Source organism: Pseudarthrobacter sp. SSS035 (assembly GCF_023273875.1).
GTDB lineage: Bacteria > Actinomycetota > Actinomycetes > Actinomycetales > Micrococcaceae > Arthrobacter.
In genome coordinates this window covers 3,315,061-3,327,472 of record NZ_CP096882.1, presented here as the reverse complement: position 1 = coordinate 3,327,472, position 12,412 = coordinate 3,315,061, and the positions used below count along the sequence as shown (strand labels likewise).

The window sequence follows — 12,412 nt, the reverse complement described above, 5'->3', positions numbered from 1 at the left end:
CCCGGTTACGGGAAGAGGGAGGTGACTTACGACGGCGGGTGCGAACCCGCCGTCGTAAGTCCCCTGCTAAACCTCTTCTACGGAACTGGGCTCTGCACGAGACAGATCGATGCCCAGTTCTTCCGCAGCCGTGAAGACTGCGTCATCAGAGTCACGCATTTCAATTGTGGTTCCGTCCGTGGAGAGTACTTCCACGTTCAGGCACAGCGACTGCATTTCCTTGATCAAGACCTTGAAGGACTCAGGAACGCCCGGCTCGGGGATGTTCTCGCCCTTGACGATTGCTTCGTAGACCTTGACACGACCGTGGATATCATCCGACTTGATGGTGAGGAGTTCCTGGAGCGTGTACGCGGCGCCATAAGCTTCCAGCGCCCACACTTCCATCTCACCGAAGCGCTGGCCACCGAACTGTGCCTTACCACCCAGCGGCTGCTGCGTGATCATGGAGTACGGGCCAGTGGAACGGGCGTGGATCTTGTCGTCCACCAGGTGGTGGAGCTTCAGGATGTACATGTAGCCGACCGAGATCGGATCCGGGAACGGCTCGCCGGAGCGGCCGTCGAAGAGGCGGGTCTTGCCTGAGGAGTTGATCAGGCGGTCGCCGTCGCGGGTGACGTTGGTGGAGTCGAGCAGACCCGTGATTTCCTCTTCACGGGCGCCGTCGAACACCGGCGTTGCAACAGTGGTCTGGCCACTCTCGCGCGGCAGGTTCGGCAGCTGCTTCATCCACTCGGGCTCGCCTTCGATCTTCCAACCGGTCTTGGCAACCCAGCCGAGGTGCGTTTCCAGCACCTGGCCGACGTTCATACGGCCCGGAACACCCAGCGGGTTCAGGACGATATCAACGGGGGTACCGTCGGCAAGGAAGGGCATGTCCTCGATCGGGAGGATCTTGGAGATAACACCCTTGTTGCCGTGACGGCCGGCGAGCTTGTCGCCGTCGGTGATCTTGCGCTTGGCGGCCACGTAGACACGCACCAGCTGGTTCACGCCCGGGGGCAGTTCGTCGTCGTTGTCGCGGTCAAAGACTCGGACGCCGATGACGGTGCCGGACTCGCCGTGCGGAACCTTCAAAGAGGTGTCGCGCACTTCGCGGGACTTCTCACCGAAGATGGCGCGCAGCAGGCGCTCTTCCGGGGTCAGCTCGGTTTCACCCTTCGGGGTGACCTTTCCGACCAGGATGTCGCCGGCTTCAACTTCGGCACCGATGTGGATGATGCCGCGCTCGTCCAGGCCTGCCAGGACTTCCTCGGACACGTTGGGGATGTCACGGGTGATTTCCTCGGCACCAAGCTTGGTGTCGCGGGCATCGATCTCGTGCTCCTCGATGTGGATGGAGGAAAGGACGTCCTCGGCAACAATGCGCTGCGAGAGGATGATGGCGTCCTCGAAGTTGTGGCCTTCCCATGACATGAATGCCACGAGCAGGTTCTTACCGAGGGCGAGTTCGCCCTGGTCCGTTGCCGGACCGTCGGCGATGATGCCGCCGACCTCGAGGCGCTGGCCTTCGTTCACCAGGACACGGTTGTTGTAGCAGTTGCCCTGGTTGGAGCGTGCGAACTTGTTGATGCGGTAGTTAGTTTCCGTACCGTCGTCGTTGAGCATGATGACGAGCTCAGCGGAGACCTCGGTAACCACACCGGCCTTCTTCGCAATGGTGACATCACCGGCGTCGACGGCTGCGGCGCGCTCCATGCCGGTACCCACGAACGGGGCCTCGGAACGGACCAGCGGCACGGCCTGGCGCTGCATGTTGGCACCCATGAGTGCGCGGTTAGCATCGTCATGCTCGAGGAACGGGATCAGGGCCGTAGCCACGGACACCATCTGGCGCGGGGAAACGTCCATGAACTCGACCTCGCCGGCGGGAACGAGCACAGGCTCGCCTCCACCACCACGGGCGCGGACCAGGACGGTCTCTTCGGCGAACTTCTTGTTCTCATCCAGCGGAGCGTTGGCCTGTGCGATCAGGACCTCTGCCTCGTCGTCGGCCGTGAGGTACTGGACTTCATCGGAGACAACGCCTTCAGCGACGAGACGGTAAGGAGTCTCGATGAAGCCGAACGGGTTGATGCGGCCGTAGGATGCCAGCGAACCGATCAGACCAATGTTCGGGCCTTCAGGGGTTTCGATGGGGCACATACGTCCGTAGTGGGACGGGTGAACGTCTCGAACTTCCATGCCTGCGCGGTCACGGGACAGACCACCCGGGCCAAGCGCGGACAGACGGCGCTTGTGGGTCAGACCCGACAGCGGGTTGTTCTGGTCCATGAACTGCGACAGCTGGGAAGTTCCGAAGAACTCCTTGATGGCTGCAACGACAGGGCGGATGTTGATCAGTGTCTGCGGCGTGATGGCCTCGACGTCCTGGGTGGTCATCCGCTCGCGGACAACGCGCTCCATACGGGACAGGCCGGTGCGGACCTGGTTCTCGATGAGCTCGCCGACGGCGCGGATACGACGGTTGCCGAAGTGGTCGATGTCATCGATCTCAACGCGCAGCTCGTGGTCCTGGCCGTCGCGCTTGCCCGTGAGGGTCTTCTCGCCGGCGTGCAGGGCAACCAGGAACTTGATCATGGCCACGATGTCTTCAACGTGCAGGACCGAAGCTTCCTTGTCGCCAAGGGAGCGGTCGATGCCAAGCTTGCGGTTGATCTTGTATCGGCCAACCTTGGCCAGATCGTAGCGCTTGGAGTTGAAGTACAGGTTGTCCAGGAGGGACTGGGCAGCCTCGACTGTGGGCGGCTCGCCCGGTCGCAGCTTCCGGTAGATGTCCAGCAACGCGTCTTCGCGGGTCTCGGTGGCGTCCTTCTCCAGCGTTGCGCGCATGGAGTCGTACTGGCCGAACTCTTCGAGGATCTGGCCTTCGGTCCAGCCGAGGGCCTTCAGCAGAACGGTGACGGACTGCTTGCGCTTGCGGTCGAGGCGAACGCCGACCTGGTCGCGCTTGTCGATCTCGAGTTCAAACCATGCACCGCGGGACGGGATGATCTTGGCAGTGAAGATGTCCTTGTCACTGGTCTTGTCGGCGGTGCGCTCAAAGTAGGCGCCCGGTGAACGGACCAGCTGGGAGACGACCACACGCTCGGTGCCGTTGACGACGAAGGTGCCCTTCTCCGTCATGAGGGGGAAGTCGCCCATGAACACGGTCTGCTGCTTGATTTCGCCCGTGTTGTTGTTCATGAACTCGGCCTTGACGTACAGCGGCGCCGAGTACGTTGCGTCCCGGTCCTTGCACTCGGCCATGGTGTACTTCGGGTCAGCGAACTCCGGATCGGAGAAGCTCAGGGACATGGTGCCCTGGAAGTCCTCGATCGGGGAGATCTCTTCAAAGATGTCCGACAGTCCGGACGAGGTGGCGACGCTGAGATCGTTTTCTTCGACGGCCTTCGCTACGCGCGCCTGCCAGCGTTCGTTTCCGACCAGCCAGTCGAAGCTGTCCGTCTGCAGGGCAAGGAGATTCGGAACGTCCAGCGGTTCGTGAATCTTTGCGAATGAGAGCCGGCGAGTGGCACCATCAGTGCTGTCGGCGGTGTTAGCGGTTTCGTTATTAGAGGTGCTCGAGGCGACCAAGAGGGATCCTTCCACAGACCTTCAGGCGTTTTCAGATCTCCCCCGCTGTGCACCCTGCGGAATGACTCCGCAGTGCTACCATCCGGTTCCGCTATATGACCCGGGCCGGGGCTTTCCATACAATGACGTTGTTGACGGCACGTTGATGGTCAGCTGCCAGGCAAAGCCCACCGCTATATGAAGGCTGAAGGTAAACAGGGAAGACGCAAATATCTACGATACGGCAAAACCAATTACGTGTCTACCCCACAACCGGACTTATTGCAAGCACTGATTTTTTGATGCCGGAAGCGGCATCAGAGCCGGAGCGTAACGTCCTCAGCCGTGCAGGCCTGGGCGTTTGCGAAGACAGCATCACGCACGCCATCCTTGGAAGCCTGCTCCGGCTCGCCGCCCTTTTTCGCGGCCGCGGAGTGGTCAAGCGCGAGAACGCTGAGCGAAGTAAACAGTCCCTCCAGGTTCCCCGACACCGTGTCCTTGGCGTCCTGCGCGGCAAAGTAGATGTCCTCGTAGGCGTTGGAATCGTCCTGGATGGCCTTGTAGTCGGCGTAGAGCGAGTTGAACGTCTCGCAGGCTCCCTTAACACCTCCGGCCTGGGGCGCTGCTGACGGACTGGAAGAGCGCGACGGCGACGCGGTGGACGGTGCGGACGTGGACGCAGTGGGGGCCGCTGTGGATGAAGTGCTGTCCGGCGCAGGAGTGGCAACGCTGCAGGCGGTGAGTCCGGCGAGGCTGGCCATGGCTGCTGCGGCGAGGATTTTCTTCAAGATGCTGCTGCTCCCTGTTTAGCGTTGCTCTGTTGCTTTCGTCTTCGCCGTCCACCCTACGCACCACCGCGACCTCGCACACAACCGGCGGATGGGTAGTTCTCCCCTGGTGGCCACGGCCGGCACGGTTGGAATCATCGGCACCCCTGCGGCGTTTGGATAAATAGGTGACATGCCTCACGGTAGCCTTGGAAGTACATCGATTCAGAGCGGAAGAGATCACAATGGGCAACTCCAACGACAACACTGACGTGGTCATCCTGGCCGGTGCACGCACCCCGCAGGGCCGGCTCAACGGGCAACTGGCGAGCTTCACCGCCGTCGAACTGGGAGCGCACGCGATCAGGTCCGCGATTGCAGCGAGCGGCGTGGACGCCGGCCAGGTGGACGCCGTCATCATGGGCCAGGTACTGCAGGCCGGCGCCGGACAGAACCCCGCACGCCAGAGCGCCATCGGAGCGGGAATCGGCTGGAACGTTCCCACGGTCACCATCAACAAGGTGTGCCTGTCCGGGCTGACCGCGGTGATCGACGCCGCCAGGATGATCCGCAGCGGCGACGCCACCGTGGTGGTGGCCGGCGGCCAGGAATCCATGACCCGTGCGCCCCACCTGCTGCCGGGTTCGCGCCAGGGCTGGACCTATGGCGCCATCCAGGCGCTGGATGTTGCGGCGCACGACGGCCTCACGGATGCGTTCGACGGCCAGTCCATGGGCCTGTCCACCGAGACCAAGAACCTGGCTCTCGGCATTGACCGGACTTCGCAGGACAACGTGGCCGCCCACTCGCACCAGCGTGCGGCGCTGGCGGCGAAGAACGGCGTCTTCGACGACGAGATCGCGCCCATCAGCGTCAAGCAGCGCAAGGGAGATCCCATCGTTGTCTCCACCGATGAAGGGGTACGGCCCAACACGTCCATCGAGTCCTTGGCCGGGCTCCGGGCAGCTTTTGTCAGCGACGGAACCATCACCGCCGGCAACTCCTCTCCCCTGTCCGACGGCGCCTCCGCACTCGTGCTGACATCGCGCCGGTTCGCGGAGGAGAACGGCCTGGAATACCTGGCTGTGGTGGGAAAGCCCGGACAGGTTGCCGGTCCGGACAATTCCCTGCATTCGCAGCCGTCCCACGCCATCATGAACGCACTGCAGCGGGCGGAATGGAGCACCGCAGACCTGGACTTCATCGAAATTAACGAAGCGTTCGGTTCGGTCGCGGTGCAGTCGCTGAAGGACCTGGACTACCCCCTGGAGAAGTGCAACATCCACGGCGGCGCCATTGCCCTGGGCCACCCGATCGGGGCGTCCGGTGCGCGGTTGGCGCTGCATGCGGCCCATGAACTCAAACGGCGGGGCAGCGGCAAGGCCGCGGTCTCCCTGTGCGGCGGCGGCGGTCAGGGCGAAGCGCTCCTGCTGTACCGCGACTGATGGCGGGCAGGGACTGATGGCGGGACAGGCGGGCGACGGAAGCGCCGCCGTCGGACGTCAGCGCTTCCTTGCTGACGCCGCCACGCGCGGCTTGGACGTGCAGCTGGTGGAGCGGCTGGCCGCGCGGAGCCTCGAGGAGGCTGCCGGGATTCTGGGCATCACGCCCGCGGACATCGTGAAGTCCCTGGTGGTCAAGCACAAGGACGGGACGTTCCTGTTCGCGCTGATTCCGGGCGACCGGCAGATCTCCTGGCCAAAACTGCGGACCCTGGTGGGCGTCAACAAACTCTCGTTGCCGCCCGCGGACGTGGCGCTTGGTGCGACCGGCTACGAACGTGGAACCATCACCCCGCTCGGCAGCACCACCGCGTGGCCGGTGTACGCGGACGCCACCATTGCCGGCCGCCGGATCTCCATGGGCGCCGGCGAACACGGCTACAGCGCGTTTGTGGACGCCGACGCGCTCACCGCAGCACTGGGCGCCGTCGTCGCCGATATCTCCGAACCAAACTAGGCACCACACGCAAGTAGGTCGCACTAACTGTCGTTATGAGCGCTCATAGCGACAGTTAGTGCGACCTACTTGGGTTAAATGCAGGAAAACCCCGCCCACCGAAGTGGACGGGGTTTTCCGTGAAGCGGCGTGAGTTACTTGAGGGTAACGGTTGCGCCGGCAGCCTGGAGCTGCTCCACTGCCTTTTCGGCAGCTTCCTTGGTGACGCCTTCGAGAACAGCCTTCGGAGCGCTGTCAACAACGTCCTTAGCTTCCTTGAGACCCAGGGAAGTGATGGCGCGAACTTCCTTGATCACTGCGATCTTCTTCTCGCCAGCGTGCTCGAGGATAACGTCGAATTCGGTCTGCTCTTCAGCTTCTTCAGCGGCGCCGCCACCGGCGGGGCCAGCAACAGCAACTGCAGCTGCAGTAACTTCGAAGGTCTCTTCGAAGAGCTTGACAAACTCGGAGAGCTCGATGATGGTCAGTTCCTTGAAAGCTTCAATGAGCTCTTCGTTGGTGAGCTTCGCCATGGTGTGGCGTCCTTCCTATAGGTGGTGCTTGGCGGCCTGGGCCATTGCCTTCACACCGGAGTCTGGTGGGTGAAGAGAAACTAGTTCTCTTCGGCAGCGGGTGCATCGGCGGGAGCCTCTGCAGCTGCTTCGGGGGCTTCGTCTGCGGCCGGAGCTTCTTCAGCGGCGGGAGCCTCGGCAGCTGCCGGTGCACCGTTCTCTTCTTCAAGCTTGAGGCGCAGCGCGTCAATCGTGCGCGCAGCGGCGGCAGCAGGAGCCTTGAGGATGCCTGCAACCTTGGCGAGCTGCAGCTCGCGGGACTCGAGTGCTGCCAGGGCAGCGACTTCGCTCGCGTTCAGTGCCTTGCCCTCGAAGTAACCGGTCTTGATGACCAGCTGCTTGTTGGCCTTGGCAAAATCCGTCAGGCTCTTGGCAGCGGCAACTGCGTCACCCTTGATGAACGCGATTGCAGTAGGGCCGGAGAGCTGGTCGTTGAATGCTTCGACACCAGCTTCCTTGGCTGCAATGGCGGTCAGGGTGTTCTTGACGACCGAGAACTTGGTGTCCTGGCCGAGAGAAACACGCAGCTGCTTGAGCTGTGCAACGGTGAGCCCGCGGTATTCGGTCAGGACAGCGGCGTTCGATTCCTTGAAATCGTTAGTGATCTCAGCTACTGCTGAAACCTTTGTAGGCGTTGCCATAACCCTCCTTCCGGGGATAGTGCCGGTATGCGACGGTCCCCGCTCAGATGAGCTAAAACTAAAAAACGCCCCGCGCAGATGCACGGGGCTTGGCTCAACACGGCATTCACCGTGGAGCGTTGCTTCGTTCACCTGCGCCGGCCGCCCTATGTTCAGGGTCCTTCGTCCAGAAATACATTTGACCTCCCGCACGCAACTGCAGAGTTGAGCTGCGTTCAGGAGAATGGATTTCCAACAACCGACGGTCTTTGGTAGTTCAAGCTTACGGGACGGGCTGCCGGACCACCAAATCGGCCTCAGCTCTTGCTGGTCCCCAGGTATGGGAGCTCTTTCTGCCAGATGCCGGTCACGCCGGCCGTGGTGAAGCCGAGCTGCTGGTTGACAGTCAGCAGGTACCTGTTCTCGGGGGCGTTCCAGGTGTAGATGACACGGGCATCGGGGAACTGCTCGGTGAGGCGCTCCATGTTGGCCACCTTGATGAGCAGCCCCAGCTTGTTCCCCCGGTGCTCCTGCAGGACCAGGGTGTCGTCCTGGAACACCACATCGGGCCGGTGGGCCAGGACGCTGATGGTGGTCAGGCCCACCAGGGCCCCGGTGGCCAGATGCTCGACGGCGGTGACCACCGTCCGCCGCCCCTGCGCGATGGTGACCTCTTCGGCCTCGCGGAGGATGCCGCCGTCGAACACCATGTCCTGCTCAACGGGAGTCTCAAGGGAAGGATCGACGTCGGCGCCCGCCTGGTTCTCAAGCACGGCCACGGCTTCCAGCCACTCATCCGGGCAACGGTCCGTCCAGTGATGGAGCCGGTACCGCCCGTTGTTGGCTTCATCCGCCTCGGCCTGGAGATCGGCCACGAGTTTGCTGTCCAGCGGCAGTGCACAGGAGCTGAACTGTTCGATGTGCTGAAGTGTGTAGCCGGTCCGGCGCGCGAATTCGACTTCCCGGCTGTCCAGCGGCACAAAGCCCTGGCCTGAACCCGGCACCAGCTGGGCCGTCTCGAACTCGTGCAGGGACGCGCCGGGATGGTTGGTGTCAACGAGGATCAAAGTGCGGCCCTCGCTGCGCGCCAGGTGTTCGGCCGCGAGGAGCAGCTTGCGGCCCACCCCCTGGCGCTGGAATTCCGGCAGGATGTCCAGGGTGAACTCCGCCATGTCCAGGTTGTCGGTCAGCGGCAGGGCAATATCCACCGTGCCGATGATCTGTTCTCCGGCCTTGGCCACCAGGATGACTTGGCGCTCATAGGGATCCGCCAGCTCCAGCAGCTTCTCCAGCGGCGTGTACGCGAGGTCATCGCTGCCCCAGGTCTGCATCCGTACCTTGCGGCCCACCTCCACGGCAGCCAGGAAATCCACCGCGTCAGGTGCGTCCAGGGTGTCCGGGATCCACAACTGCTCGATCCGTACGTCTTCTGCCATAAGGTGCGTCATCCCAGCCGTTTCTGCCATTCGCCCTCATAACCAGCAGGTTTGAATCCAAGCAAATTATTTATCGCCAGCATATGCCGGTTTTCCGCGGCGTTCCATGTCAGCACCGATCGCGCCGCGGGCCACCGATGCTGGGCGGCTCGGAGGTTCGCCGCCTTGATCAGCAATCCCAGCCTCTTCCCGCGGTGCCCGGAAGAAACCAGGGTGTCCTGCTGGGCAATGCTGGCAGGAATGCCCGGCCGCCAGTTCAGGACCGTGTAGGCCACGAGCTTGCCGGTAGGCCTGTGCAGCGCCGCTGCGACCTGGCTCTGCAGGCCGCTGCGGCTGTTCGACTGCTCCTCCTGCCGGACCCTGGCAGGGTCCCAGTCCTCGGCTTCCCAGTCCATCCCGGCAATGGGGACATCCGTGCTCATTCGGTTCTTGAGGACTGCATATTCAGTCACGAGTTCGTCAGGACAGGTATCAGACCAGCCCACCAGGACGTAGCCGGCTGCCCGTACGGACGCCTCCATCTCCAGTGTGTCGAGTTGATTCGCCGGGACCGGCAGCGTGAGCCGGCTGGCCCTCTCCACCTGCTCGAGTTCGTAGCCTGCACCGGCCGCAAAGGCCACGGCGGGATCATCGGCGGGGAGCCCGCCCGCCCCCGATTTGGCCGGGATCAGCCTGGCCGCGTTCTCCACCGGCCCGGCGGGCAGCTCACAGTAGGCATCCAAGGAAGTGCGGCCGCTTTCCGCGGCCACAGCCTCGGCGTGCTCCAGCAGCCGGCGGCCCCAACCCTGGCGCCGGAAGGCTGCCGCCACGTCCACCATGATCCCTGCCGTGTAGGTGTTCTCACGCAGGGGCAGGGTGACGGAGCAGGTTCCCACGGTTTCCTGGCCCAGCCGTGCTATGAAGAGCCGGCGTTCCTCATACTCATTGCCGCGCCAGTATTCCAGGCTTTCCATGGCCGTGGGGCAGCGGTCCAGGTCGCCCCATTTCTCCAGCTCATGCTTTTCGCGCAGGGCGTGGCACACGTGGAAGTCCATCACGCCGCCGGTGCCGGCGGCACTTTGGTCCGTCCCGGCGTCGAGCGTTGCAGGAATAGCGACTGCGGTGATCTTCAGCTGCTGGCCGGTCATGCCCCATCCTAACCATCCGCACGGTTTAGTGGGGTTAAACCAAAGGACCGTCCGGCGCAGTGCCGGACGGTCCTTAGGTGTGCCGGAATAACCCGGCCGAAGTGCTGTTGAGGACTAGACCTCGGTCAGGACCTTCGTGACGTTGGGGTCGACGGAGATGCCGGGACCGAACGTGGTGGCCACGGTGGCCTTCTGGATGTAGCGGCCCTTGGAAGCGGACGGCTTCAAACGAAGCACCTCTTCCAGTGCTGCTGCGTAGTTCTCGGCCAGCTTGATGGCGTCGAAGGAAACCTTGCCGATGATGAAGTGCAGGTTCGAGTGCTTGTCGACGCGGAAGTCGATCTTGCCGCCCTTGATGTCGTTGACAGCCTTGGCCACGTCTGCGGTCACGGTGCCCGTCTTCGGGTTCGGCATCAGGTTACGGGGACCCAGGACCTTACCAAGACGGCCAACCTTGCCCATGAGGTCAGGGGTGGCGACGGCTGCATCGAAGTCGGTCCAGCCGGCTGCGATCTTTTCGATCAGGTCATCGGAACCAACGAAGTCGGCCCCGGCAGCGATTGCTGCCTCAGCCTTGTCGCCCGTTGCGAAGACCAGGACGCGGGAGACCTTACCGGTGCCGTGGGGCAGGATAACGGTGCCGCGGACCATCTGGTCAGCCTTGCGAGGGTCAACGCCCAGGCGGAAGGCAACCTCAACGGTGGCGTCGAACTTGGACGGGTTGGTGTCCTTGGCGAGCGTTACTGCCTCGAACGGCGCGTAGAAGTTCTCCGCGTCGATCTTGGCGGCTGCTGCCTCATATGCTTTGCTGCGCTTTGCCATGCTGCTTATTTCTCCTTGTGCAGTTGTGGTCTGCGGACCGCGCTGGGCCCTGCCACAGCCGAGGATCCAGGAAGGACCCTGCGGCATTACGGTTTTGTGCCGGTCGTCCGGCAGTGGTGCCGGTTTCCCGACGGTGAAGGCTATTAGCCTTCTACGGTGATACCCATGGAGCGGGCGGTACCGGCGATGATCTTCGCTGCGCCTTCGAGGCTGGTGGCGTTGAGATCTTCCATCTTGGTGGTGGCGATCTCGTTGACCTGGGCCTGAGTCAGCTTGGCAACCTTGACGGTGTGCGGGGTGGGTGAACCCTTGGCAACGCCTGCAGCCTTCTTGATGAGCTCTGCAGCCGGCGGGGTCTTGGTGATGAACGTGAAGGAACGGTCTTCGTAGACCGTGATTTCCACGGGGATAACGTTTCCGCGCTGGGATTCTGTGGCAGCGTTGTACGCCTTGCAGAATTCCATGATGTTGACACCGTGCTGGCCAAGCGCAGGACCGATCGGCGGGGCCGGGTTAGCGGCGCCTGCCTGGATCTGCAGCTTGATGAGGCCGGTGACCTTCTTCTTGGGAGCCAATGTAAGGTCCTTCTCTCAATATCTTCCTGGGACACAGGAGCGTGCCTCAGGTTTTTGGCCGCCATGGCGAGGCGACCGGCCGTTCCGGGGCTGCTAAGCGGGCAGTCCGGAACGAATTCTGTGCGGGTAACTAGATCTTGCTGACCTGGTTGAATGCCAGCGTGACCGGGGTTTCGCGTTCGAAGATCGATACCAGCACCACGAGGGTCTGGGATTCAACCTTGATCTCGGAGATCGTGGCGGGGAGGGTCTCAAACGGACCTTCCTTGACGATGACCGATTCGCCGACCTCGAAGTCGACGTCAATCTGGGCGGCAGCATGCTTGACGGGCTTGCCCTTTTCGGCCTGCTCTTCTTCGAAGACCGGCGCGAGCATGGAGAAGACTTCGTCGAGGCGCAGCGGCACCGGGTTGTGGGCGTTGCCCACGAAGCCGGTAACACCGGGAGTGTGGCGGACGGCGCCCCAGGAGGCATCCGTCAGGTCCATGCGGACCAGGACGTAGCCGGGGATCCGGACGCGGTTGATGACCTTGCGCTGAGCGTTCTTGATCTCAACGACCTCTTCCATGGGCACCTGGATTTCGAAGATGTAATCTTCCATGTCCAGGGTCTGGATGCGGGTCTCAAGGTTGGCCTTGACGCGGTTTTCGTAGCCGGCGTAGGAGTGGATGACGTACCAGTCACCCTCCTGGCGGCGCAGCTTGGCTTTGAATTCGTCGGCGGGGTCAACCTCGGCCTTGGCGGCCGCGGCTGCCAGGGCGTCTGCATCAGCGTCGTCGCCCTCCGCGTCGCCTTCAGCAGGTTCGCCTTCTACGGCGTCATCCTCTGAATCGTCGGAATCGTCGGCGGAATCGGCGTCGGCGGATTCGGGCGCAGCGGACTCAACCTCGGACTCTTCACCGGCTTCAGCCGTGGGGGCCGCCGTGTTGTCCGTGGACTCTTCCAGCTCAGTCTCGGTTACCTCGAGCTCCTGCTCAGACACTTGGTCTCCTGCTTCCTC

General features: G+C 62.9%; 11 protein-coding genes. 2 read left to right on the top strand and 9 right to left on the bottom strand.

Going from position 1 to position 12,412, the window contains the following annotated elements; all coding sequences use genetic code 11:
• Positions 1-66: 66 nt before the first annotated feature.
• A complete protein-coding gene (gene rpoB / locus MUN23_RS15390; protein WP_058931713.1) occupies positions 67-3,576 on the bottom strand; it encodes a DNA-directed RNA polymerase subunit beta in 3,510 nt (1,169 codons plus the stop codon).
• Positions 3,577-3,872: 296 nt separating this feature from the next.
• Positions 3,873-4,343: a hypothetical protein gene (locus MUN23_RS15385; RefSeq protein WP_248759573.1), complete on the bottom strand. Its 471-nt coding sequence runs from the start codon at positions 4,341-4,343 to the stop codon at positions 3,873-3,875.
• 224 nt (positions 4,344-4,567) lie between these two features.
• Here MUN23_RS15385 and MUN23_RS15380 point away from each other — a divergent pair, with 224 nt between their 5' ends.
• Together MUN23_RS15380 and MUN23_RS15375 are read left to right on the top strand one after the other, a co-directional pair.
• Positions 4,568-5,767, top strand: coding sequence for an acetyl-CoA C-acetyltransferase (locus tag MUN23_RS15380; protein WP_248759572.1), 1,200 nt, complete (start codon positions 4,568-4,570; stop codon positions 5,765-5,767).
• Positions 5,768-5,783: 16 nt separating this feature from the next.
• Entirely contained in the window at positions 5,784-6,281 is a 498-nt protein-coding gene (locus MUN23_RS15375) for an aminoacyl-tRNA deacylase (RefSeq protein ID WP_248759571.1), read from the top strand.
• Between the two features lie 134 nt (positions 6,282-6,415).
• Here the strand turns inward: MUN23_RS15375 and rplL are convergent, their stop codons facing one another.
• From rplL to nusG, 7 genes are all read right to left on the bottom strand, one after another.
• Positions 6,416-6,793 carry a 50S ribosomal protein L7/L12 gene (gene rplL / locus MUN23_RS15370; RefSeq protein WP_160673147.1) on the bottom strand — a complete coding sequence of 126 codons (378 nt, stop codon included), beginning with the start codon at positions 6,791-6,793 and terminating at the stop codon, positions 6,416-6,418.
• 80 nt (positions 6,794-6,873) lie between these two features.
• Complete coding sequence (gene rplJ, locus MUN23_RS15365; protein WP_248759570.1) at positions 6,874-7,473, bottom strand: 50S ribosomal protein L10; 600 nt, start codon at positions 7,471-7,473, stop codon at positions 6,874-6,876.
• A 296-nt stretch (positions 7,474-7,769) separates the two neighbouring features.
• Positions 7,770-8,888: a GNAT family N-acetyltransferase gene (locus MUN23_RS15360; RefSeq protein WP_248759569.1), complete on the bottom strand. Its 1,119-nt coding sequence runs from the start codon at positions 8,886-8,888 to the stop codon at positions 7,770-7,772.
• A gap of 8 nt (positions 8,889-8,896) precedes the next feature.
• Positions 8,897-10,015: a GNAT family N-acetyltransferase gene (locus MUN23_RS15355; protein ID WP_248759568.1), complete on the bottom strand. Its 1,119-nt coding sequence runs from the start codon at positions 10,013-10,015 to the stop codon at positions 8,897-8,899.
• Positions 10,016-10,129: 114 nt separating this feature from the next.
• Positions 10,130-10,837 carry a 50S ribosomal protein L1 gene (gene rplA / locus MUN23_RS15350; RefSeq protein WP_058931708.1) on the bottom strand — a complete coding sequence of 236 codons (708 nt, stop codon included), beginning with the start codon at positions 10,835-10,837 and terminating at the stop codon, positions 10,130-10,132.
• A gap of 143 nt (positions 10,838-10,980) precedes the next feature.
• Positions 10,981-11,412: a 50S ribosomal protein L11 gene (rplK, locus tag MUN23_RS15345; protein ID WP_248759567.1), complete on the bottom strand. Its 432-nt coding sequence runs from the start codon at positions 11,410-11,412 to the stop codon at positions 10,981-10,983.
• A gap of 130 nt (positions 11,413-11,542) precedes the next feature.
• Positions 11,543-12,394: a transcription termination/antitermination protein NusG gene (gene nusG / locus MUN23_RS15340; protein ID WP_248759565.1), complete on the bottom strand. Its 852-nt coding sequence runs from the start codon at positions 12,392-12,394 to the stop codon at positions 11,543-11,545.
• Between the last annotated feature and the right edge of the window lie 18 nt (positions 12,395-12,412).

What these genes read in the sequence shown, in the direction of transcription:
- MUN23_RS15380 (WP_248759572.1), top strand. Translation starts at nt 4,568, where the DNA reads ATGGGCAACTCCAACGACAACACTGACGTGGTCATCCTGGCCGGTGCA.
- MUN23_RS15375 (WP_248759571.1), top strand. Translation starts at nt 5,784, where the DNA reads ATGGCGGGACAGGCGGGCGACGGAAGCGCCGCCGTCGGACGTCAGCGC.
- rplL (WP_160673147.1), bottom strand. Translation starts at nt 6,793, where the DNA reads ATGGCGAAGCTCACCAACGAAGAGCTCATTGAAGCTTTCAAGGAACTG.
- rplJ (WP_248759570.1), bottom strand. Translation starts at nt 7,473, where the DNA reads ATGGCAACGCCTACAAAGGTTTCAGCAGTAGCTGAGATCACTAACGAT.
- MUN23_RS15360 (WP_248759569.1), bottom strand. Translation starts at nt 8,888, where the DNA reads ATGGCAGAAGACGTACGGATCGAGCAGTTGTGGATCCCGGACACCCTG.
- MUN23_RS15355 (WP_248759568.1), bottom strand. Translation starts at nt 10,015, where the DNA reads ATGACCGGCCAGCAGCTGAAGATCACCGCAGTCGCTATTCCTGCAACG.
- rplA (WP_058931708.1), bottom strand. Translation starts at nt 10,837, where the DNA reads ATGGCAAAGCGCAGCAAAGCATATGAGGCAGCAGCCGCCAAGATCGAC.